This is a genomic window from Paenibacillus apiarius, assembly GCF_017052585.1.
GTDB classification, from domain to species: Bacteria; Bacillota; Bacilli; order Paenibacillales; family Paenibacillaceae; genus Paenibacillus_B; species Paenibacillus_B apiarius.
Genome location: NZ_JAFFHZ010000002.1, coordinates 447620 through 469852, shown reverse-complemented (window position 1 = coordinate 469852; position 22233 = coordinate 447620). Strand labels below are relative to the sequence as shown.

The window sequence follows — 22233 nt, the reverse complement described above, 5'->3', positions numbered from 1 at the left end:
CGATGGCGACGACTTGTGTCATCCGCGAAGTGAGCCGCCATGTAGGCGAACAAGTCCGCATGGGCTGCTGGCTTCACAACAAACGTTCGAGCGGCAAAATTCAATTTTTGCAGCTGCGTGACGGCACCGGATTCATTCAGGGTGTTGTCGTGAAGAGCGAAGTGCCTGAAGAGGTGTGGGAAGCAGCAAAGAGCTTAACTCAGGAAAGCTCGTTATATGTAACCGGAGTTGTGCGCGAAGAGCCGCGTTCGAAATCCGGTTATGAAATGACAGTGACGAACGTTGAAATTATTCAATTGACCGAAGACTATCCGATTACGCCGAAAGAGCATGGCGTCGATTTCTTGATGGATCATCGCCATTTGTGGCTGCGTGCGCCGAAGCAGCATGCCATTTTGACGGTTCGCGGAGAAATTATCCGTGCGGTACAGCAGTTTTTCGACGAGCGCGGCTTTACGCTGGTCGATCCGCCAATTTTGACGCCTTCTTCCTGTGAAGGAACGACCGAGTTGTTCCACACAAAATATTTTGAAGAAGACGCCTTTTTGACGCAGAGCGGACAGCTGTACATGGAAGCGGCAGCGATGGCTCTAGGCAAAGTGTATTCTTTCGGACCGACATTCCGTGCCGAGAAATCCAAGACTCGCCGTCATTTGATTGAGTTCTGGATGATTGAGCCGGAAATGGCGTTCGTGGATCACGATGAGAACCTGCGCGTACAGGAACAGTTCGTATCCCATATCGTGCAATCCGTCTTGAAGAACTGCCGTGCGGAGCTGGAAACATTGGGACGCGACACCTCCAAGCTTGAGAAAGTAGTTGCGCCATTCCCGCGGATTACCTATGATGACGCAATCAAGTTTTTGCAGGAGCAAGGCTTCGACATTCCTTGGGGCGAAGACTTCGGTGCGCCACATGAAACGGCAATTGCGGAGAAATATGAGACTCCGGTCTTCATTACGCACTATCCAACGAATATTAAGGCATTCTATATGAAGCCGGATCCGAATCGTCCGGATGTCGTGCTCTGCGCCGATATGATTGCGCCGGAAGGCTATGGCGAAATTATCGGCGGCTCGCAGCGGATCGACGATCCAGAGCTGCTGGAAGAACGTTTCCGCGACCATGAGCTTTCTTCGGAAGCGTATCAATGGTACCTCGATTTGCGGAAATACGGCTCTGTTCCGCATTCTGGCTTCGGGCTCGGACTTGAACGCACCGTAGCGTGGATTTGCGGTCTGGATCACGTGCGCGAGACCATTCCATTCCCGCGCATGCTGTACCGTTTATATCCTTAATCATGTGAAGCAAGCTTGCCATCCCGTACCGCATAAAGCGGTACGGGATTATTATTAGAGACATACAAAATGTTTGAAAACGTTACCAATATGGACTTACTAAAAAATCAATTTTATGCGACAATAGGATAAGTAGGAAGCGGAGAGGGGATTAACGTATGAGCGGGGACGCCTTTCGAACCTTCGCCAAAGGAATGGCGCTCGGATTGCAATCGGGAAGCATAAGCGTGCCATATCATTTGTTGCGTTATTATAGGCAGTTAAAGCTGAGCGATACAGATGTAATGCTGTTCATTCATCTCATCGGCTTCAAGCAGCAGGAAATGAAAGATTTCCCTACCATTGAAGAGCTGCAGGAGCGAATGGGCGCGTCCGCGGATGCGGTCATCAAATCACTCCAAAAACTAATGAAAGACGGCTTCTTAACAATTGATGAGGAAATAGACCCGCAGACAGACGTGCAATACGAACGGTATAATTTGACCGGTCTATGGGAGAAGCTTGCGATCGTCATGGCGGAAGAATTCCGCGCCGAACGGCAGAAGCTGCGCGCTGTAACCTCATTGGCCGAATCTGAGCCGCCGAATCTGTTTAACATTTTCGAAAAAGAGTTTGGCCGCCCCTTGTCACCGATGGAATGCGAGACGATAGCGGGCTGGATTGATCAGGATCGTTATCCGGAAGAATTGATTCTATTGGCACTGAAGGAAGCGGTCTTTGCGGGGAAAGTTCATTTCCGTTACATTGATCGCATCTTGCTGGAATGGAATCGGAACCGCATTCATTCGATTGAGGACGCGAAGGTCTATACACAGAAGTTCCGCTCCGGCGGAAGATAATGAACCGCACTGCATGGGAATGCAGCGCGGTTTTTTCTATGCGGCAGAGCAGTTATGCGCGTCTTACCGCCTCATCCCTAATGTAGAAAAGTCCGTCCAACCGGACGGGCTCTGCATGCTGATAGCGTAACAAGCGCTAACGGAGCGCCTGCATACGGTATACGTACTCGAACAGGAATTCGAACGCTTCCAGATGACGTTTGGCCTCGAACGGGGTGGCGCCCCAAGCATATATTCCGTGCTTGCGCAGCAGAATTCCCGGAATGCGCGGGTCGAGCTTCTCTGTAATACAGGGCACGATGCGCGGGATTTCCGCGTAGTTGGGCACGATCGGAATTTCAATGCGGGCGTCTTCTTCCCATATGTTGAATGCTTTGATGAGCTCGACACCTTCCACGGGAACGGCTCCCTGTTCCCAGAACAACTCGGATAGAACGTTATTCCATACCGTATGTACATGGAAAATGGCGCCGCAGCCCGTCATTCGATAAATTTCACAATGAATGAGCGTTTCTGCGCTTGGTCTGAGCTGTGTGCACTCTGCAGGCTTACCGTGTTCATCGACGAATAAAAAATCTTCAGGAGTATGGAGCGATTTATCTTTACCGCTTGCCGTAATGGCAAATTGAAAGCGGCCTTCTTCGATGTCACTGGCACGTACGGACAAATTGCCGCTTGTTCCCGGGAACCAGTCACGTGCAGCAAATTGTTCCTTGATGGAGCGAAGCTCGGCAAGGGCGCGCTGCTTCTTTTCTAAAGTGAGATTCCCGATAGTTATCATTTTACTGCCTCCGTATCACTGAAATAAAATTGAGTTCGCTGACCTTCATTTTCTTTACGCTATCCGTTTTGTTTTAAATGCCCGATGATGTCATGGAACGTATCGAACGGAGCATGCGGAATATGCAATTGCTCGCATTTCTCAATCAGGTGCGAGCGGGCATAGACGAATTCCACCAGTTTTGCAGCGGCAAAATCGGTGACGCTATCGCCAACCACGATCCGCTCGTATTGTTCGGGTGGGAACCTTCTCACGATCGTTGTCTTGCACATGCCGCAATCATTGTTGCATGGCTCCGAGCATTCATGCGGCCATGTAATGCGGACCGTGTCGCCGCTGAAGTCGCTGCCGTTGCAATAAATGCGATCAGATGGAATGCCGAAAGGCTTAAGCAGCGGATAGACGAAGAAATCGATGCCGCCGCTTGTCACGTACAGCTCGATGCTCTCATCACGGCAAAATTGCACGAATTGCTCGAACCCTGATCGAATGATCGCTTGCGAAGTCGCAAAACGAATCACTTCGTCACGCATGGATGCCGGGAGCAAGGCAAACAATTCTCCGACGCCTTGACGTATGGACTTGCGCTCTGCGATGACGTCCTGAGCGATAGGTTCCCAACCCGCCGGATTAAAATGGCGGATAATTGCGATGATATTGTCATTTACCGTAATCGTGCCGTCGAAGTCGCAGAAGACGACACGCTTCTTGGCGGTGGTCATTGCTTTACCCCCCATGCTTGAATTGCGGCCCGCAGCTCTTCATGATCCGCCGCAAAGCTTTCCAGGGGCGAACCCTGCATGACGGCATCGATGGCTTGAACGAAGGCGCGTCCGCCGGCCGCAGTGCCGAGCGGATGCCCGTGAACGCCACCACCCGCATTGACGACGACATCAGTGCCGAAATCGCGGATAAGGAGCGGCACGAGGCCTGGATGAATGCCGGCGGATGGCACAGGGAAGCTCGGCGGAGCATCGATTGCCGCTGTCGTAAGCGCCTCGCGGATCGCTTGCGTCTCTTCCTTCGGCATCGTAACCGAGCCATAGGGCGAAGGGAAGAGGACGAGATCGGCGCCAGCGAGCCGCATGAATTTGCCGAGCACGAGTGAAGCGGAAATTCCATGATGCGGCGAAGGGTAATACGATCCGGCCAATGCCGGATGAGCCGCTATTGGAACGGTAATGTCGCGATCTTGGCTTAATGCATGAAGCACGTCATAGCCATAGCCCAGCACATTGAAGAGCAGAGCATTGGCTCCGGCTTCTATGGCTCGGAGCGCTTGATCGCGCAGGCTGAATGTCGGCCCGGTCAGGTTGACGGCGTAGAGCAGCTTCTTGCCAGTGCGCTGCTCTGCTTCTTGTGCTGCCTGCATACAGACTCGAACCCTTCTGCCGATCGGAGTCAGCGGATTCTCGAACAGGATCTCATCGTCTTTGATGAGATTGACGCCGCCTAGCGCCTGCTGATAGAATTGTTCCCGCAACGTTTGCAAGTCGTGTCCGATGACGGATTTGAAAATGCTCATCAAGAGCGGGCGGTCGTGCACATCGACGAGCTTGCGGACGCCATCCACTCCGAATTTAGGCCCCGGAAAGGCCTGCTTGAACTCATCGGACCAGTTCACATCGATGAGCTTAATTCGCCCGTCCATCGACAGCTTGCCGAAAATGGTAACGAGCAATGCCGGAATATCGTGGCTAAAGTTGATGTCTGGATAAGCGATGGATATTTCCGCGCAGCGCTCTCCGGGAACGTCCGAGTGATGCTCCTGTACTGACACGACGCGCCCCAGATGCTTCTCCATATCTGCTTTTTCCGCTTCGGGGAGGTCGGTCCAGCTTCCGACGGTCAAGCCAACGGCGATGCCTTCGGCTTTCTTATGAAAGTCGGCACGGTCGTCGTATAGACGGTACGTGGCGACGCAATGATTCATCATTCCATGTTCCTCCCAATTTGTTCTCCCATCTCCTGCGCTCTTGCTTCTGCGCGATGAATGGCAGTCCTTATCGCATCCGCAAATCGATATTGCTCCAACACCTCCAGTGCCGCTTGCGTCGTGCCTCCGGGCGAGGTGACTTTGCGGCGAAGCGCGGCTGGCTCTTCTCCCGTCCGTCTGACCATTTCTGCGGCGCCCAATACGGTTTGAACGGTTAAATCGTGAGATTGCTCCCGGGACAAGCCGCCCTCCATCCCTGCCTGAACCATGGCTTCCATCAAGTAATAGATATAAGCGGGGCCGCTGCCGGACAGGCCGGTAACGATATTCAAATATGGTTCTTCAACCTCGGTGACGATACCCATTGCATTCAGCATTGTCATCGCAGCATATTTTTGAGCGGGAGTCACCTCTTGCGAGCAGCATAGCGCCGTGGCTCCGATTCCAATGTTGCTGGATGTATTCGGCATCGTGCGCACTATCGGCGTTGCCCCGACGATGCGCTGCATCGTAGCGATGCTGAGGCCGGCAACAACGGACACGAGAACCGTGTCAGCGCGCAGCAACGGCTTAAGCTCATGCAAGGCTGCGGCCGCATCCTTCGGTTTTATCGCGAGTACGATAATATCTGCCGCCGCAAGCCGGTTCTGCTTGGCTTCTGCCGTTAAGTCAATGGTCACTCCATATCGGTCCTGCATTTCGTGCAAACGTTCTGCATTGCTGCGATTGATTACCGCGATTCGTTCCGGGTTGGTCAAGTGTTGCTCTGTCATGCCGCGCACGATGGCCTCTGCCATGGACCCCGCTCCAAAGATACAGAAGTGAAGCGATCGGAAGGCGTCATTCACTTGTGCTTGTTCAATTTTCATGTTGTTCATCCCTCTTCCTTCTTCATCTTCTTTTCCTTATTACTCTCTAATTTGGCCTTTTCCATAAATGCGGTATTTCTCGGAGGTAAGGGCAGGCAATCCCATAGGACCCCGGGCGTGCAGCTTCTGGGTGCTGATGCCGATTTCCGCTCCGAATCCGAATTCGAATCCGTCCGTGAACCGCGTCGATGCATTGTGATATACAGCCGCCGCATCCACCTCTTGCAAGAAGCGATCGGCGCGTTCTTTATTATCAGTTACGATGCATTCGGAGTGCATCGTGCCGTAGCGGGCTATATGCTGAAGCGCCTCATCCAATGAATCGACAATGCGCACGTTCAGAACATAATCGTTATATTCAGTCGCGTAATCTTGTTCCGCTGCAGGCTTGGCCCACGGAGTATATGCCCGCGTGCGTTCGCAGCCGCGCAATTCAACGTTGTGAACCTGGAATGCTTCGAGGAGACCGGTTAAATGACGATCGGCAAATTGCTGATGCACAAGCAGTGTCTCCATCGCATTGCATACTGAAGGACGTTGCACTTTCGCATTCAAAGCGATCGCTTCTGCCATTCCCGGATCGGCATCTGCATCGATGTACGTATGGCAAATGCCGGCACCCGTTTCTATGACCGGTACCGTCGCATTTTGCACGACATTTTGAATGAGCGATGCCCCGCCTCGGGGAATGATAACATCAAGCAGCCCGTTCAGCTTCAACATCTCATCTACAGAGGAGCGGTTCGGATCTTCGATAATCTGCAGCGCGTCTGCAGGGAGATTGGTATTGGCGAGCGCATCATGCAGCACTTCAATGATTCGTTTGTTCGATTCAAGCGCGGAAGAGCCTCCGCGCAGGACGACCGCATTCCCGGTCTTCAGGCACAGCCCCGCCGCATCCACAGTCACATTCGGACGCGCTTCGTAAATGATGCCGATAACCCCTAAAGGAACGCGAAGCTTCTCAATGTGCAAGCCATTCGGCCGGTCAAATGTCTCCAGCACGTCGCCAACCGGATCCGGCAGACTGACGATTTGTCTCAATCCTTCCGCCATATCCCGAATTCGCTGCTCGTTCAATGCAAGCCGATCCAACAGGGAAGGAGTGATGCCTAGCTCCTTCCCGCGTGCCAAATCACGTGCATTGGCCTCGATAATGGAAGCTGCCTGTTCGACCAATGCATCAGCCATGCGAAGCAGCGCTTCGTTTTTCGCATCGGTGCCCAGCCGATTCATTACGGCAGCTGCTGCTTTGGCCAGAGCTGCTTTTTGACGTACTTCACTCATTGTCTATTCCTCCTCTATGATCGCAAGGTTACCCATTCATCCCGGTGTATGACCTCGATGCGAGACACCTCAATTCGCTTCAATACTTCTTCGCTTGACCAGCCTGCGGCAGTCCGCAGCTGTGACGCATCATAATTGACGATCCCTCTTCCTATGAGTTTATCGTCAGGTCCGACTACTTCGACTACATCGCCCTGATGGAACTCGCCTTCGACTTCGCGGACGCCCACAGGAAGCAAGCTGGATCCGTTATCGAGCAAGGCATGTTCCGCGCCGGAATCGACGAAGATGCGTCCATCCGGAGTGGAATGGAACCCAAGCCATTGCTTCTTCATCGGGAGCGCGTGCAGATGCGTATCGAAATACGTGCCCTTGCCGTGTCCTTGCACGGCTTGAAGCAGGTCGCCCGCTTCGCTGACCTTGCCGACGAACGCGGGCACTCCGCCGCGCATCGCGATGCGCGCCGCATCCAGCTTCGAACGCATGCCGCCGGTTCCGACGGATGAGCCTGACCCGCCTGCAAAAGCGTATATTTCATCATTGATCTGTTCAACGTGCTCAAATCGCGTCGCGTTCGGATCGCGACGCGGGTCGGCAGTATACAAGCCGTCGGTGTCCGTCACGATGACGAGACGGTCTGCATGCACCAGATTGGCGACGAGCGCAGACAAGGTATCATTATCGCCGAACTTCAATTCTTCGACCGCAACGGTATCATTCTCGTTAATAATCGGAACAACCCGCTGCTTCAACAGCTCTTCCATTGTCATGTGAGCATTATGTCCGCGTTTTCGGCTCGCGAAGTCGGTGCGTGTCAATAAGATTTGCGCGACTGGGATTCCAAACTGCTGAAATTGCTCCTGATAAGCCTGCATCAAGAGCGCCTGCCCGACGGCTGCTGCCGCTTGGCCTTCGTGCAGAAGCTTCGGCCTGCTAGGATAGCCGATATGCCGAAATCCCGCCGCGACCGCACCAGACGTGACCAGCACGACTTGCGCCCCGCGCTCGATCAGGGAAAAAAGCTCCCGGACATAAAATGCAATGTGCTCTCGTTTCAACCCGCCGTGATCCGAGGTGAGTGAACTGCTTCCAATTTTGATTACAATGCGCTGATTTTGTACCATAACCATCACTTTCCGCCTGAATGTTTATTTACATTGGCCTATATTATGGAGCGCCTGGCCGGAGGATTGTTTTCCGATCTGCCGCCCGAACGCGCTGCTGTGGAAGAGGGCAAGTAACAAAAAAGACTCCCGTCCTATAAAGGACGAAAGTCGTTCTTCCGCGGTACCACCTTCATTGAGATTAACTGCCGAAGCGTTATCCGCATCGACAAGCCAATCATCCCACTTGAGCGCCCGTAACGGAGGCGTCCGTTCAGCTTTGCGGCAATGCGCTTATACTGACCGCTCAAGGATAGGTTCTGTAATGGTACACGGCGGGGCTCACAGCCTCTGGCAACCCGCTCTCTGCGCGCGACTAACATTACATACTGGTCCTGTCATCACGTTAATGTATTCTTACTTCAATGTTATGAATAGAATACCATGTGGTTCCAAGTGATGTAAAGAAGCTCTGTTCCCGGATTGAGATAAATTAGAGAGCAGCATTCAGACAGAACATTGTTCTTAAGTTTCGATTAAGCTGCAGAATCCGGTTCAAAATAAAGCAAGCTGTCCGATGCGCTCGGCCGCTTCGCGCATGCGGGCCTCGGAAGCAAGCAGCCCGACGCGGACATAACCTTCTCCGTGTTCACCGAAGCCAATGCCGGGGGCGACGACTACATTGCCCTTTTCCAGCAGCAAATCCGCAAATGCCGCGGAGCTGTATGGCTTCGGTACAGGAAGCCAAGCGAAAAAAGAACCTGGCGGCGGCGTCAACTGCCAGCCGATCCGGCGGAGCGCCTCGAAAAATGCATCGCGTCTTCGTTCATATATAGCGCACAGTTCGCGTACGGAATCCTGCGGCCCGGTTAGAGCGGCCGCGGCTGCGGCTTGCACCGCGCCGAACAAGCTGACATACATATGATCCTGCATGAGATTGATAAGACGTATGATTTCGCGGTTGCCGACGGCAAAAGCCACTCGCCAGCCCGCCATATTGTAGGTCTTGGACATCGTATAGAACTCGATTCCTACCTCTTTGGCACCCGGCGTTTCCAGGAAGCTGACCGGCCGGTGGCCGTCGAAGCCGATCGCGCCATAAGCGAAATCACTTGCAACCACAATGCCGTGACGTTCGGCAAAGCGCACCGTTTCTTCGTAAAAAGAAGAGTTCGCAACGGCGGATGTCGGATTGTTCGGATAATTCAGAAACATCAGCTTCGCGCGGCGTAAATGTTCCTCCCCAATCGCGTCGTAAGCGGGCATAAAGCCATGCTGCTCGAGAAGCGGCATCATGACCATCTCGGCCCCTGCTAGTGCGACACCAGACCAATAATCGGGATAGCCGGGGTCCGGTACGAGACACACGTCACCGGGGTTCAACAAGATCTGGCTTATCTCCACCAGGCCGGTCTTGCCGCCAAATAAAACGGCTACTTCCGAAGCAGGGTCCAAATCGACATCATAATCGGCTTTATATCGTAAGGCAACCGCTTCTTTGAGAAAGCTGAATCCACTGAAAGGAGGGTAGCGATGATACTTCGGGTCGGCGGCCGCCTGCTGGAGAGCTTCGACGATATGCGGGGCAGTCGGCAAATCCGGATTGCCTTGTCCGAGGTTAATCACATCGTGGCCTTCGGCAATCCGGGCATTCGTACGCTGCACTAAATCGGCGAAAAATTGCTTGGGCAATTGCTTCATCCGTTCGGCAGGGATGATGGGGCGCGAACGGCGTGTTGCTTCATTCATAAGACATCCACTCCAGAACTCATTATCGTATTAGTGGTAATTCAAAAAAGACCGCTTTCGATCACGAAGCATCTCAAGATGAGACTCGACACCGAATCTTGCATTCACTCGTGAAGAGCTTATGCTTCCGAAGCATGTTTCCTTTAGATGCTGAAAAGTGGTCTTTTGAATACACATTGTTATTTAAAATATTAACGATAACGTAGCATGTTTTTCCTGAAGTGTACACTTTTTTTTGAAGCTTGAACTTCATTGTGCAAGTCTAAATGCGCATTTCAGCCGTTTGATTCTTTCACGTTGCCCGAAGACTGCGGAGTAAGCAATTGCTGCATGAACGGCTTCACATCTGCGGTGAATTGAAGCAAAAACGGCTTCCGCTCCGCGGAGAAAATCAATAGCAGCGGTTCTTTATCCGGACAGTAGATTAAAAATACGTCTTTGACCTCCAAAACTACTTTTGGCAGCTTTACTTGGGTCTGGTCTTTCAAAGGAATGCGGATAATGTAACCGCATTTGTGCCCGATCGTGATTTGCGGTGCAAGCCCCGTTACGGAAGCCAGCCACTTTTTAGCTTCTGTCTGGTACGCTTCGCTGTTCGGCAATGTTTTAATAATCCGCTCTTGCTGCATATCAAACAATTGCAGTGGAGGAACGATATCACCCTTGTCACTGGCCGGATCCCAAGCCGAAGCAACGGATGCGATACCGGGAACCGTCAGACAGAATATAAAGAGGCTGAGGAGAAATAACCGTAATGCATCTCGTGTAATGCGCATAAAAAATACTCCTTTCTAAGCTGGAACCATCATTTCGGTTGCCTTCTTACTTTGCCCAGCTTGACTGCATTCCATGAAAAGGTATGATGGAAGAAAGTGTTAAGCAAAATGTGATAACATGGCATCCTATATGAAGTTGGTACCCATTCATGTAAAATGCATCACAGAGGAGAGTGAAAAGATGAAATGTGAACACTGGAAAATATGTGCCATTCAAATGGACGTTGCAATAGGCGAGCCTGAACGCAATCGAATGCAGGTCATGAACAAAATAAAGTCCGCCATGGAACAGGAGGATAAGCCGGACGTCATTGTTTTGCCAGAAATGTGGAATACAGGATACGCATTGAAGCGGATTCATGAATTGGCAGACGAGCAGGGGGAACAAACGATAAGACTGCTGTCTGCCTTGGCCGCACAATATCAAGTCAATATCGTCGGGGGTTCGGTAGCTGTGCGCGAGCAGGATCGGATATACAATCGCGCATACGTTCTGGATCGGCAAGGACTTATTGCGAAGACGTATGACAAAACTCATCTGTTTCGCTTGATGGATGAGCATCATTACTTGTCTGCGGGAGCAGCGCTCGGCCACTTTACGCTGGACGGGGTAAGCTGCGGAGTCATCATTTGTTACGATCTCCGTTTTCCGGAGCTGTCGCGAACGCTTGCGCTGCAAGGCGTCGAGGTGCTGTTCGTCCCGGCGCAATGGCCCCATCCGCGATTGCATCATTGGCAGACGCTGCTGACAGCGCGCTCGATCGAGAACCAGATGTATGTCGTGGCGTGCAACCGGACGGGCAGCAGCAGGGGGGCGGACGGGAAGGAAACTTCCTTTTTCGGCAGCTCGGTCATACTGGACCCATGGGGAGAGACATTGGCCGGGGCCGACGAGGAAGAAGCGTTCGTGCAGGCGCACATCCAATTGTCCTTGGTAGAAGAGGTGCGGGGACGCATACCGGTATTTGAGGATCGGAGAGAGGCGCTATATGGCACTGTCGGCTCTCATAAATCCATCATGCCAAGCTAATGAAGAAGTCGAGAGTGGAGCGTCATAGAAGACATGGGAAGCGGCGGATGAAATGGGGCGTTCTTGCTGCCTTGATTCTGCTTTTGCTGGGAGCTGCGTGGCTTAGTGGCTGGCCGGGGGCGGGAGCGCCGAAGAATGGCGGCGCTAATGAGGCGGCGACCTCTGCATCTGACGGAGCTGGATCTCCGGACTCGGAGAACATGCCGTCTGAGATGGAGCGACAAGTAAATGAGATGCTAGCCCGGATGTCTCTGAACGAACGCATCAGCCAACTGCTTATCGTTGATTTGAATGCGCTGGGAAGGGAACAAGCCGGAGAATCCGCTATTGCTCGGCTGCAGGCTCTGCAGCCCGGGGGAGTTGTCTTATTTCGGAAAAACCTCCCGGATGCAAGACAGACAATAACACAGAACCGTGAACTGCAGCAAGCGGCGCGCATTCCGCTGTGGATTGGCATCGATGAAGAAGGAGGCCCGGTCACCCGTTTGTCTTTTGCCAATGATGGCAATGGAAATATGGCGATTGCCGCTTCCGGAGACACCGCCTTGGCGGCTGAAACCGCCCATCAGATTAGCGGGACGTTGGATAAGCTGGAGTTCAATCTCAACTTTGCTCCAGTCGCGGACGTGAACAGCAACGCGAACAATCCAGTTATCGGGCTCCGCTCCTTCGGCTCTGATCCGGAAGCGGTGGGAGCATATGTGCAGTCGTTTATTTCCGGCATGCATCAGAGCGGAATGCCTGCGGTCGTCAAGCATTTTCCAGGCCATGGGGATACGGCTACCGACTCCCATGCCGGCCTGCCCAAGCTTTCATTTGCCGAAGAGCGGTTCGAGGAAGTCGAATGGGTTCCGTTCCGTGCCGCCATTGAAGCTGGAGCCGATATGATTATGAGCGCTCACATTCAAGCGCCGAAGCTGGAGCCGTCCGCCGTCCGTTCTAAGAAAGACGGAAGCCTGATTGCGCTGCCCGCCACTTTATCTCCGCATATTTTGACTGGCATTTTGCGCGAGAAGCTGAATTTTCGAGGGGCCATCGTTACGGATGCGCTTAATATGAAGGCGATCTCCGATCATTTCGGGAGTGACGAAGCGGCCGTGCTGGCGCTGCAAGCGGGAGCGGACGTGCTGCTTATGCCGCCGCAGCCCGATGCGGCTGTCGTAGGGATCCGCAAAGCGATAGATGAAGGGAAACTATCAGCGGAGCGGATTGAGGAGAGTGTGCGCCGGATTTTGCGCATCAAGCTGAAGTATGGCGTCATCAATCCGCAAGGGCGCCAGCAACCGCTTGAGACGGAAAAAGCGATTCACTCAGCGGAACAATTTCTTTCATCTGCCGAATCTCATCAGCTTGCCGATCGCATTGCTTCACAAGCGCTTACTCCGTGGGGGATGAAGCTGGATGCATACCGCAATCAAGCTTTCATTCAGCCCGAGATGAAAGTGATTACTGTGATCGGACATGAGGAACGCAGCCTAGAGCAGGTCCGGCGAGCGATTGAAGCTGCTGCATCATCATTCCGCATTGGTGCGGGGAGGCTTGAATTCAAAAGCTTGCTTTTGCCGGATGACAAGCTGGCGGCGGCAGTGCAGTCGAGTGATGCTATCGTATTGGTTGCAAGGGATATTTATGTGCAGCCGCAGGCAGCGGGGAAGATGAAGGAGGCGCTCAAGCTGGCTCTCGACAGCAAGAAGCCTGCTGCTGTCATTGCGGCGGGCACACCCTATGATATGGCGGCTCTATCCGGAGCGCCTGTCGGATTTGCGATTTATGGCGTTACAGCCAGCAACGTAAGAGCCGGAGCAAGGGCATTGTTTCACGACACACTGCCACCTGGCAAGCTTCCGGTGGTGCTGCCGAAGCATGGGGAGTGAATAGGGCCGTCCCCTCCCCTATTCACTCACTCGTGCGCGGCTGCCGAAGCGTGCCGCCACGGTGTCTGTCAATGTCTGCATGAACGCTTCCGCGGCATTGGACATATACCTTCCATCGCGATAGGCGATGACGAGCGTCCTTGCCGGGCGTCCTGCCAGCGAAATGTAAACGGGCACGAATTCGCTTCGCGGCGCCGTGGCGATGAACGAAGGCACCAAGGCCATTCCCATGCCTGCCGCGACCAGCGATTGCACCGTTTCGATATTGCTGCTTTCGAAGACGACGTTAGGAGTAAAGCCCGCTTTTTTGCACAGCTCGAGTGTAATTTGCCGGAAGCCTTGTCCGCGCTTTAGCAGAATGAATGGCTCTTCCCGCAGCTCCTCCAGCGCAACTTCCCGCAGGCTTCGCTTCGCATTCGCGGCCTGGAGGGCTAAGGGATGCTGATTCGGAACAGCCAGCACGATCTCTTCCTCAACGATAGGCTCATATGTCAAGGAAGCATCCGTAAGCGGAAGAGACAAGAGGCACAGGTCGTTTTTGCCTTGGGCCGTCATCCTTTCCAGATTGGAAGTAGAAGTATCTTCAACGAGCATCAGCTCGATTTCCGGATAGCGCAGATGAAATTGCGGCAGCACATGCGGGAGAATATGCGAACCGGTAATCGGCATCGTCCCGATGACGACCTTTCCTTTTTTAGTCTGGCTGATGTCGGACATTTCATTTTTCAACTGTTCCATGGCATCCATTATTTTTTGGGCACGATCCACAAACACTTCTCCGGCATGCGTCAGCTCCACAGAGTTGGTCGTGCGCTGGAATAACAGCACGCCGATTTCTTTCTCCAGCTTGGACAACTGCTGGCTCAAAGAAGGTTGGGCGATGTGCAGCTTCTCTGCTGCGCGGGAGAAATTGCGCTCTTGGGCGATTTGAACGGCATATAGCAGCTGGCGGAATTCCATAGGAATGTGCGAGCCTCCTCAATTAGGTTATAGGTTGAACCTATTATCATTATAGTTATTATATCTTGGAACAATGAAGATGGAAATGCTATATTGTTTGCAAAGAGATAGAGGAATCAACCGATGAGGTGAGGCAAATGTCTACGAAGAAAACGATGTACGAAAAGATTTGGAACCAGCATGTCATCGTGCAAGAAGAGGGCAAACCGAGCATTTTGTATATTGATTTGCATTTGGTGCATGAGGTGACATCGCCGCAAGCGTTTGAAGGCTTGCGTATGAGCGGCCGCAAGGTGCGCCGTCCGGATTTGACCTATGCAACGATGGACCATAACGTTCCGACGAAAGACCGGTTCAACATCTCGGATCCGATCTCGAAACAGCAGATCGATACGTTGTCGCGGAACTGTGCGGAATTCGGAGTTACATTGTTCGACCTGAGCAGCATTGATCAAGGGGTCGTTCACGTTATGGGACCAGAGCTCGGATTGACTCATCCGGGGAAAACGATTGTATGCGGCGACAGCCATACGTCTACGCACGGCGCATTCGGAGCGCTCGCATTCGGGATCGGCACTAGCGAAGTGGAGCATGTGCTTGCAACCCAATGCCTGCAGCAGGCGAAGTCCAAGACAATGGAAGTGCGGTTCGTGGGCAAGCGCAAACCAGGCGTAACGGCGAAGGATATGATTTTGGCTTTTATCGCCAAGCACGGCACTGACTTTGCAACCGGATATGTAATTGAATATACGGGTGAAGCGATTCGCGAGCTGTCGATGGAAGAGCGCATGACGGTATGCAACATGTCCATTGAAGCCGGTGCCCGGGCAGGGCTGATCGCTCCTGACGAGACGACGTTCGACTACTTGCGCGGCCGGCAATATGTGCCGCAAGACGCGGCGTATGATGCTGCGGTCGAGCAATGGAAGCGGTTGGCTACGGATGAAGGCGCGTCTTACGACTGCGTCGTCGACATCGATATGGATAGCTTGATTCCTCAAGTCACTTGGGGAACGAGTCCGGGAATGGGAGCGGATATTACGGCGACAGTGCCGAACCCGGCCGATTTTACGACGGAAAATGAACGAAAAGCTGCTGAAAAGGCATTAGAATATATGGATTTGACGCCAGGCACACGCATGACGGATATTGGCATCGATTATGTCTTTATCGGTTCCTGCACGAATGGGCGAATTGAGGATTTGCGCGCTGCGGCTGAAGTGGCCAAAGGCTATAAGGTAAATGACGGAGTAACGGCGATTGTCGTTCCCGGCTCTGGCCGCGTCAAGCTGCAAGCCGAGGCGGAAGGTCTGGACAAAATATTTACGGATGCGGGCTTTGAATGGCGCGATGCGGGCTGCAGCATGTGTCTGGCCATGAACCCGGATGTGCTTCAGCCAGGCCAACGCTGCGCTTCGACATCGAACCGCAACTTCGAAGGCCGTCAAGGCCGCGGCGGCAGGACGCATCTCTTATCGCCGGCAATGGCTGCCGCCGCTGCGGTTAAGGGGCATTTCGTCGACGTGCGCAATTGGGAATTCAAAGCGGAAGTGCTGAACTAAGAGGAGGACGGACTCATGCAATCATTTACGAAATTAACGGGTCTCGTCGCACCTGTCGATCGGGTGAACGTGGACACGGATGCGATTATTCCAAAACAATTTTTGAAGCGTATCGAACGGAGCGGATTCGGCCAGTTTCTGTTCTATGAATGGCGATTTGACCAGGAAGGCAATGCCATTACGACATTCGAAATGAACAAGCCGCGTTATCAAGGGGCAAGCGTGCTTATCTCACGCGCTAACTTCGGCTGCGGCTCCTCGCGCGAGCATGCGCCGTGGGCGATTTTGGATTACGGCTTCCGCTGTGTCATCGCACCGTCCTTTGCCGATATTTTCTATAACAACTGCTTCAAAAACAGCGTGCTGCCCGTGAAGCTCTCGGAAGAGCAAGTGGAGGAGTTGTTCCGGCGCACGGCTCAGCATGAAGGGTATCAGCTTCATGTCGATCTGGAGAATAAGGTGATAACGGATGATTATGGGTTGTCATACTCCTTCGATCTGGATGAGCACCGCCGTCAATTCCTTCTGCAAGGGTTGGACGATATCGGTCTGACGCTGAAGCATGAAGACGCGATTGCTTCGTATGAGGCGAAGCACGCTGAGCGTCTTGCTTATTCGGTCTAATTCATGTCCTATACGCGAGCAGCCCCTGGATCGCCGCTCCGGCGACCCAGGGGCTGCTTGCGTATGCGCTTGGAACAGAGGGCTATCGTTCTGCCTGCGATAAATGCTGTTGCTGCGCGTGCAAGGACCGTCATTGTGTCATCCCACGAGCCAGAAATGTGGGACCCGAATCAGACCGTGGCGTTGAACAACGGCTCTCCCGTCATCGCCTGAATACTCATTCACTGATGGGATCATATCCAGCGGTGGCAGTCATGCTCATAAAAGCCCGCGCCGTCTCGTAGTTCCTCATGCGGGGAATGTCGTTGCCGAAGCGCGGGTTTTTGTCATTTGCGCGCAAAGAAAGTCAAAGTTTATTTGAAGTCCCCTCTTGCCTGCCAGTGGGATGTTGAATTACATTTAAATAGAGGACGATATTTTTAACCAAAATATGTTGAATTTACGCAACTTTTGTCCTTTTTGTACGTCTAATAATACGTCCGTTCTCAATAAATAGACATATAGGGCGGAACAACAAGAAAGGATGTAGAGGTGAAGATGCAGAGAGGACACAAAATAGGTCTAGGGTTGCTAATGATGATGTTGTTGTGCGTGCTGTTTCCCAACATAGGACAAGCTGCTCCTGATCCGAGCTTGTACCTGAACGGCAATTCCATCAAATTGCCGGAGAAAATTACGATGAGCAATAATTCGGTCATGATACCGATTCGCGTCGTTTCTGAAGAATTAGGGTATAAGGTGAATTGGAACGGGAAGGCGCAGACGGTAACCATAAATAACGATAGCAAACGCTTAAACCTGACTGTCAATCAGAAGACGGCCAAAGTCAATGACAAAGAAGTCCAATTGGACGTAGCTCCAATCGTCAAACAAAATGCAACGCTCGTTCCGCTCCGCTTCGTCGGGCAGAATATGGGGTTGACGGTGGAATGGGATAAAGACACGAAGTCAGTGTACTTGTTCACAGCCGATGAGTCATCTCCAGACGTTGTACCTCCCACGGCAGGCACGCCTAACGGCGAAGACGCCTCGACCGAAGGGAGTAATGGCAACGAGCAGGGGGAAGATGCTCGTGTTACAGATTTTTCGTTTATGAACAACCAGTTACATATCGCTACAGATTCCAACGTAAAACCGAAAATTATGACGATGACAGACCCTGATCGCGTTGTCATAGATTTCCCGAGAACCGCATTCGCGGGCACTTTTTATGAAAGATTCAGTTTCAACGATGACGGTCAAGGGGAAATGATAATTACAGACTACCCGGATGTGCAGCGAATTCGCTATGCGATGTTCAGCGATGATCCGAATACCGTTCGTTTCGTTATCGATGCGAACTATCCTCTTCAAGCAGACGTTGCGACAAATGGCGAGGGTCTGGCGACGGTGTCGCTGGTTCCCGGCACAGGCGCCGGCAGCGGCGGAGAGCCTGTGCCGCCGACAAAGCCCGACGGCAAATACGCAATCGTCATCGATGCAGGGCACGGCGATCACGATTCAGGTGCGGTAAGCATCGCGAAACGGTATGAGAAAGATTTCAATCTGGCGCTTTCTTTGAAAGTAGGCGAACTTCTGCGCCAAGACGATCGGTTTCATGTCGTGTTGACGCGCGAAGACGACACGTTTGTAAAACTGAGCGATCGAGCCAAAATAGCCAATGATTTGGCGGCGGACTTATTTGTATCCATCCATGCCAACAGCATTGACAATAAACCTTCAATAACCGGCACCGAGACCTATTACTGGCGCTCGGAAAGCAAAGCGTTCGCCGATACGATGCACGGGCATCTTGTCGAAGGAACTCAGTTCAAAGACCGAGGGGTGCGCAAGGCCGATCACCATGTCACTCGCGAGACCAAAATGCCGGCCATTCTGCTTGAAGTTGGATACTTGACGAATGAATATGACGAATCCCAACTTTTTGATGAGCAGTTCCAAGCGCGCGTTGCAGAGAACATCGTCAAAGGAATTCAAGACTATTTGGGCTTGCTCTAATTCCGCGGAGACGCAACTTTTTTCACTGCGCTGCGTTATGAACGGTGTAAAGGAGGTCAATTGTGATGACAACACGTAAATGGTGGGGAATTGCCGCTGTCGTATTGTCCATTGCGCTCGTTGCCGGATGCGGCTCTAAGCCGACTACGAATGCGGGGCAGCCGGAACAGCCAACGACAGAACAACCGGCAGCGGAACAGCCGGCAGCGGAACAGCCGGCCCCAAACGATCAAAAGGATAATAAACAAGAACAATCCATTCAAGTATACGTTTCTGACGATGATTTGATGGAATTGAAAACGTATGAGAAGAAGATTCAGTTTGCAAACGACGAGGAGAAGTACAAAGCCGTCCTCGAAGCGCTGCAATCTTCCGAGAACGACAACGACACTCCATTATGGAAGAAAATCGAATTCAAGTCAGTCAAGATGGATAACGGAACGCTTGTCATCGATGTTCATATTCCGGAAGACGGGCATTTGGGAGCGGGCGGAGAGCAGTTTGCGCTTGAGGCGTTAACGAAGACGCTGTTCCAATTCGATGAAGTGAAAGCGATCGACGTCTTGGTTGACGGTAAAGCGGAAGAGAGCCTTATGGGGCACGTTACGCTGGAGCATCCGATCAAGCGCTAAGTTGGAGAAGATAACAACGATTACGGCGCATTGCTAAAAAAAATACCTGTAATTATTGCGGAACAGGGGCAGGAATTGCCCCTGTTCTTGTCGAAAAAGAACATCTTAACGTATTATGCGTGGAAGGGGATGCAATATGAAATCAAATCATGAAAAGCGCGCGCACAAGACAAGAACGATCGGAAGCGCGCTGCTAGCCTTGTCTTTAACGATGACTTCATTGCCTATCGCAATGGCTGCAGAATCAGGAAATACGACAAATAATCAAGTTGTGACCGCGTCCGGTGTCAGCCCTATGTTTAGCGACGTCAAGCTTGGACACTGGGCTGAGAAGCATATACATAAGCTTGCGGCATTAGGAATCCTGAAAGGAAACAACGGGAAGTTCCGTCCCGGCGACGATGTGACACAGCAAGAAGCGATTACGATGGCCATTCGCTTCATGGGACTTGAAGGCGAGTTGAATACGACCGAAACGGTCGCGCTGCCGGCTGACTTCAAAGTAGGCGCTTATTTCAAGCCTTACGTCGTGCTTGCATTCCAGAAAGGTTTGCTGGACAAGAAAGAAGAAATGACAAATCCGGATCCGAAGAAGCCTTGGGGCGACGAGAAAGCGACACGCGAATGGGTCGCGAAGATTTTGGTCCGCGCAATTGGAAAAGAAGCGGAAGCGAAGTCACAAAATAATCCAACCTCATTCGCTGATAACAACAAAATCAGTTCGGATGCGCTCGGCTATGTCAATACGGCGGTTGATTTGAAGCTGACAACAGGCATGGCAGGCAATCGCTTTGAACCGCAAGGCAAAGTAACCCGCGATCAGCTCGCGACGTTTTTTAGCCGCGGGGACAAGATTGCGTCGATTCAGCATGCCGCTGAAAATTACGGATATGCCATGAGTCTAAGCGATCAGGAGATTCGTCTATATACCGAAGACGGGAAGTCACAGACGTACCGCCGCGACAGCAAAACGATGTATTACAAGGGCGACGGTGAAGAATCCATCAAGGCAAGCGACATCGCTCTGTATACGAAGATTCGCGTCGCAGGAGAAGGGGGCGTTGCTTCCTACGTTGAATTAATCGATGCGGACCCTAAAGTCGAGACGACGCGCGCTACCTTGAAATATGTGGTCGCTTCGGACAATAAATTTTATGTGAAAAGCGACGGAACGGAAGATTTGACCGAAGTGTTCTATGACAACACGACCGTAATTAAAGATGCAAGCGGCAATTCGATCGACGCTTCCAAAATGACGACAGACAGCGTGCTCGAAATGAAACGCGAAACGTTCACGTCCGAACGCAAAATCATTGAAATTCAAGTAAAGTCGGGTCCGGTGAACAAATCGGGCAAAGGCACGATTGTGTCGGTTGATGCTACCAACAAATCGATAACGATTCAACCGGATAGCGGCGACAACGAGACGTTTACGGTAGCGGATGACGTCATCGTCAGATACAAGGATCAAATTCTTTCAAACGGCATCAAGGATTTGAAAGAAAACAACACGATCACCTATGTGGTAAAAAACAGCATTGTTCAGTCCATTGAGCTGACCGAATTGGCGGAAATGACGATTACCGGCACATTGTACGAGAAAGGCAATGCGAAGACCAGCCTGACGGTGAAGAAAGACAACGGCAAGCTTGAAGCTAAAATGTTGGCGCGCGATGTCGAAATCGTCATGGAAGGCATGAATAATCCGTCCTTCGACGATTTGATTGCGGGAGAATATGGAGACCGCGTTGAGCTGACGATGAACAGCGAAGATCTCGTGTCGCGTATCACGGCGGTCAATCGTAAAGTCGAGATGCTCATTGGCGTCACGATCCTTAACTATGACAAGACGAACAGCCTGTTGACGGTCGTCGATGAGAAGAAGGACCCTTATGTATTGAGCCTGAATCCAGGCACTCGATTCGAAAATAACGGGAACCGTGTATCGCTGGATGATATTGCGAGCGAATTAAGAGACGGCAAACGGAAAGCGAACATTCAGTATACGGCCAAAAATGCCTTGCTCGTTCAATTCGTGAATAAATTCGAGGGCACATTCGTATTTGCCAGCACGACTGCCAAAACGGTGACGATGAAGCTTGCCAATGATCAATCAGTGACATTGCCATATAAGTACACGACGCTTAGCGTTGAGAAGTACGGCAAGAGCAATATGTCGCTGTCGGATCTGAACAATGGCGACAAGATTGTCGCTTACTTGACGGACGACCAGACTACGATCTCTTCACTGGCCGTGCGCCAGACGGAGCAGTTCGAAGTCGTGTCCAGCGATACATCCGCCAACCGCATCCGGTTGCGTTCCGCGGGCACAACGATTGAAGAGTTCTATGTCGGCGGGGTTCCGGTATATGACTTGAAGAACAATCGCGTTAAGCTGGAAGACATCAAGCCGAATGACTTCGTAAATGCCGTATTGGACGGACGCTCCATCACTGAGGTGCGTCAAGTGCAAGTTACTTACGGACGCGTGGATTCGATTGATACGAATACAGGCGTCGTGACGGTACGCGACAATGCAGGCAACTTGTCCGTGCACCAGGTCGGCAAAAATGCGCAAATCCAAGTCGATCAGTCGACTGCGAGCCTGAGCACGCTCAAAACGGGGGACCGGGTCGAGGTGCGCAAAGACGTGAAGGATTTGCCGGTCGTGAAGCTGGTTAGCGGCACGAAGCGCAGCTTTTGGCGTTATGATTCCAAGAGCGGCGAGTTATATGTGAAACGTTCGCTTGCGGAAAACAATTACATCTTCAAAGTTCATCCAAATGCGCACATTCACTCCAGCGGTAACAAAATTGACCTCTCTTCCCTGAAAGAGGATACAGAGATTATGCTTTATTTCGTTAACAATCAGGTTGTTGAAATCGAGAAATTATCTTAAAATACAATAAGGTTGA

General features: G+C 52.0%; 19 protein-coding genes. 10 read left to right on the top strand and 9 right to left on the bottom strand.

Translation table 11 applies throughout. From position 1 onward, the window contains the following. The first annotated feature begins 2 nt into the window (after window positions 1-2). Window positions 3-1298, top strand: coding sequence for an asparagine--tRNA ligase (gene asnS / locus JSQ80_RS28120; RefSeq protein ID WP_206098066.1), 1296 nt, complete (start codon window positions 3-5; stop codon window positions 1296-1298). Between the two features lie 158 nt (window positions 1299-1456). Then, the gene (locus JSQ80_RS28115) at window positions 1457-2137 is read left to right on the top strand and encodes a DnaD domain-containing protein (RefSeq protein WP_087435435.1); all 681 of its coding nucleotides are present in this window, start codon (window positions 1457-1459) and stop codon (window positions 2135-2137) included. A gap of 136 nt (window positions 2138-2273) precedes the next feature. Here the strand turns inward: JSQ80_RS28115 and mtnB are convergent, their stop codons facing one another. The 8 genes from mtnB to JSQ80_RS28075 form a co-directional block, all read right to left on the bottom strand. Next, window positions 2274-2918 carry a methylthioribulose 1-phosphate dehydratase gene (gene mtnB / locus JSQ80_RS28110; protein ID WP_206098065.1) on the bottom strand — a complete coding sequence of 215 codons (645 nt, stop codon included), beginning with the start codon at window positions 2916-2918 and terminating at the stop codon, window positions 2274-2276. A gap of 59 nt (window positions 2919-2977) precedes the next feature. Further along, window positions 2978-3640, bottom strand: a complete 663-nt coding sequence (locus tag JSQ80_RS28105) for a 2-hydroxy-3-keto-5-methylthiopentenyl-1-phosphate phosphatase (RefSeq protein WP_206098064.1) — start codon at window positions 3638-3640, stop codon at window positions 2978-2980. After that, complete coding sequence (locus tag JSQ80_RS28100; protein WP_206098063.1) at window positions 3637-4854, bottom strand: 2,3-diketo-5-methylthiopentyl-1-phosphate enolase; 1218 nt, start codon at window positions 4852-4854, stop codon at window positions 3637-3639. The genes JSQ80_RS28105 and JSQ80_RS28100 overlap by 4 nt, the downstream gene beginning before the upstream one ends. Next, on the bottom strand, window positions 4851-5732 hold the full coding sequence (gene proC, locus JSQ80_RS28095; protein ID WP_206098062.1) for a pyrroline-5-carboxylate reductase: 882 nt from the start codon (window positions 5730-5732) through the stop codon (window positions 4851-4853). Before proC ends, JSQ80_RS28100 begins: the two co-directional genes overlap by 4 nt. Window positions 5733-5762: 30 nt before the next feature. Further along, window positions 5763-7010 carry a glutamate-5-semialdehyde dehydrogenase gene (locus tag JSQ80_RS28090; RefSeq protein ID WP_206098061.1) on the bottom strand — a complete coding sequence of 416 codons (1248 nt, stop codon included), beginning with the start codon at window positions 7008-7010 and terminating at the stop codon, window positions 5763-5765. A 14-nt stretch (window positions 7011-7024) separates the two neighbouring features. Continuing rightward, the gene (proB, locus tag JSQ80_RS28085; RefSeq protein WP_206098060.1) at window positions 7025-8140 is read right to left on the bottom strand and encodes a glutamate 5-kinase; all 1116 of its coding nucleotides are present in this window, start codon (window positions 8138-8140) and stop codon (window positions 7025-7027) included. Window positions 8141-8668: 528 nt separating this feature from the next. Then, window positions 8669-9862: a pyridoxal phosphate-dependent aminotransferase gene (locus JSQ80_RS28080; RefSeq protein WP_206098059.1), complete on the bottom strand. Its 1194-nt coding sequence runs from the start codon at window positions 9860-9862 to the stop codon at window positions 8669-8671. Window positions 9863-10137: 275 nt separating this feature from the next. Next, the gene (locus JSQ80_RS28075; protein WP_206098058.1) at window positions 10138-10638 is read right to left on the bottom strand and encodes a type IV secretion system protein VirB6; all 501 of its coding nucleotides are present in this window, start codon (window positions 10636-10638) and stop codon (window positions 10138-10140) included. Window positions 10639-10819: 181 nt separating this feature from the next. Between JSQ80_RS28075 and JSQ80_RS28070 the strand changes: the two genes are divergently transcribed. Both JSQ80_RS28070 and JSQ80_RS28065 read left to right on the top strand, forming a co-directional pair. Further along, complete coding sequence (locus JSQ80_RS28070) at window positions 10820-11668, top strand: carbon-nitrogen family hydrolase (protein WP_206098057.1); 849 nt, start codon at window positions 10820-10822, stop codon at window positions 11666-11668. Window positions 11669-11715: 47 nt separating this feature from the next. After that, window positions 11716-13542 carry a glycoside hydrolase family 3 protein gene (locus JSQ80_RS28065; protein WP_206098056.1) on the top strand — a complete coding sequence of 609 codons (1827 nt, stop codon included), beginning with the start codon at window positions 11716-11718 and terminating at the stop codon, window positions 13540-13542. 18 nt (window positions 13543-13560) lie between these two features. Here the strand turns inward: JSQ80_RS28065 and JSQ80_RS28060 are convergent, their stop codons facing one another. Next, window positions 13561-14502 (bottom strand): LysR family transcriptional regulator, encoded by a 942-nt coding sequence (locus JSQ80_RS28060; RefSeq protein ID WP_206098055.1) that lies wholly within the window; start codon window positions 14500-14502, stop codon window positions 13561-13563. Window positions 14503-14639: 137 nt separating this feature from the next. Here JSQ80_RS28060 and leuC point away from each other — a divergent pair, with 137 nt between their 5' ends. From leuC to JSQ80_RS28030, 6 genes are all read left to right on the top strand, one after another. Next, a complete protein-coding gene (leuC, locus tag JSQ80_RS28055; RefSeq protein ID WP_206098054.1) occupies window positions 14640-16064 on the top strand; it encodes a 3-isopropylmalate dehydratase large subunit in 1425 nt (474 codons plus the stop codon). Between the two features lie 15 nt (window positions 16065-16079). Continuing rightward, window positions 16080-16688 (top strand): 3-isopropylmalate dehydratase small subunit, encoded by a 609-nt coding sequence (leuD, locus tag JSQ80_RS28050; RefSeq protein ID WP_206098053.1) that lies wholly within the window; start codon window positions 16080-16082, stop codon window positions 16686-16688. 63 nt (window positions 16689-16751) lie between these two features. Further along, window positions 16752-16901, top strand: a complete 150-nt coding sequence (locus JSQ80_RS28045) for a hypothetical protein (protein WP_206098052.1) — start codon at window positions 16752-16754, stop codon at window positions 16899-16901. 324 nt (window positions 16902-17225) lie between these two features. Then, the gene (locus tag JSQ80_RS28040; protein ID WP_087435456.1) at window positions 17226-18686 is read left to right on the top strand and encodes an N-acetylmuramoyl-L-alanine amidase family protein; all 1461 of its coding nucleotides are present in this window, start codon (window positions 17226-17228) and stop codon (window positions 18684-18686) included. Window positions 18687-18751: 65 nt separating this feature from the next. Further along, window positions 18752-19318, top strand: coding sequence for a GerMN domain-containing protein (locus JSQ80_RS28035; protein ID WP_206098051.1), 567 nt, complete (start codon window positions 18752-18754; stop codon window positions 19316-19318). Window positions 19319-19454: 136 nt separating this feature from the next. After that, window positions 19455-22217, top strand: a complete 2763-nt coding sequence (locus tag JSQ80_RS28030) for an S-layer homology domain-containing protein (RefSeq protein ID WP_206098050.1) — start codon at window positions 19455-19457, stop codon at window positions 22215-22217. The last annotated feature ends 16 nt before the right edge of the window (window positions 22218-22233 follow it).

Coding starts and splice junctions, on each gene's coding strand:
- asnS (WP_206098066.1), top strand. CDS start 3: ATGGCGACGACTTGTGTCATCCGCGAAGTGAGCCGCCATGTAGGCGAA.
- JSQ80_RS28115 (WP_087435435.1), top strand. CDS start 1,457: ATGAGCGGGGACGCCTTTCGAACCTTCGCCAAAGGAATGGCGCTCGGA.
- mtnB (WP_206098065.1), bottom strand. CDS start 2,918: ATGATAACTATCGGGAATCTCACTTTAGAAAAGAAGCAGCGCGCCCTT.
- JSQ80_RS28105 (WP_206098064.1), bottom strand. CDS start 3,640: ATGACCACCGCCAAGAAGCGTGTCGTCTTCTGCGACTTCGACGGCACG.
- JSQ80_RS28100 (WP_206098063.1), bottom strand. CDS start 4,854: ATGATGAATCATTGCGTCGCCACGTACCGTCTATACGACGACCGTGCC.
- proC (WP_206098062.1), bottom strand. CDS start 5,732: ATGAACAACATGAAAATTGAACAAGCACAAGTGAATGACGCCTTCCGA.
- JSQ80_RS28090 (WP_206098061.1), bottom strand. CDS start 7,010: ATGAGTGAAGTACGTCAAAAAGCAGCTCTGGCCAAAGCAGCAGCTGCC.
- proB (WP_206098060.1), bottom strand. CDS start 8,140: ATGGTTATGGTACAAAATCAGCGCATTGTAATCAAAATTGGAAGCAGT.
- JSQ80_RS28080 (WP_206098059.1), bottom strand. CDS start 9,862: ATGAATGAAGCAACACGCCGTTCGCGCCCCATCATCCCTGCCGAACGG.
- JSQ80_RS28075 (WP_206098058.1), bottom strand. CDS start 10,638: ATGCGCATTACACGAGATGCATTACGGTTATTTCTCCTCAGCCTCTTT.
- JSQ80_RS28070 (WP_206098057.1), top strand. CDS start 10,820: ATGAAATGTGAACACTGGAAAATATGTGCCATTCAAATGGACGTTGCA.
- JSQ80_RS28065 (WP_206098056.1), top strand. CDS start 11,716: ATGAAATGGGGCGTTCTTGCTGCCTTGATTCTGCTTTTGCTGGGAGCT.
- JSQ80_RS28060 (WP_206098055.1), bottom strand. CDS start 14,502: ATGGAATTCCGCCAGCTGCTATATGCCGTTCAAATCGCCCAAGAGCGC.
- leuC (WP_206098054.1), top strand. CDS start 14,640: ATGTCTACGAAGAAAACGATGTACGAAAAGATTTGGAACCAGCATGTC.
- leuD (WP_206098053.1), top strand. CDS start 16,080: ATGCAATCATTTACGAAATTAACGGGTCTCGTCGCACCTGTCGATCGG.
- JSQ80_RS28045 (WP_206098052.1), top strand. CDS start 16,752: ATGCGCTTGGAACAGAGGGCTATCGTTCTGCCTGCGATAAATGCTGTT.
- JSQ80_RS28040 (WP_087435456.1), top strand. CDS start 17,226: ATGCAGAGAGGACACAAAATAGGTCTAGGGTTGCTAATGATGATGTTG.
- JSQ80_RS28035 (WP_206098051.1), top strand. CDS start 18,752: ATGACAACACGTAAATGGTGGGGAATTGCCGCTGTCGTATTGTCCATT.
- JSQ80_RS28030 (WP_206098050.1), top strand. CDS start 19,455: ATGAAATCAAATCATGAAAAGCGCGCGCACAAGACAAGAACGATCGGA.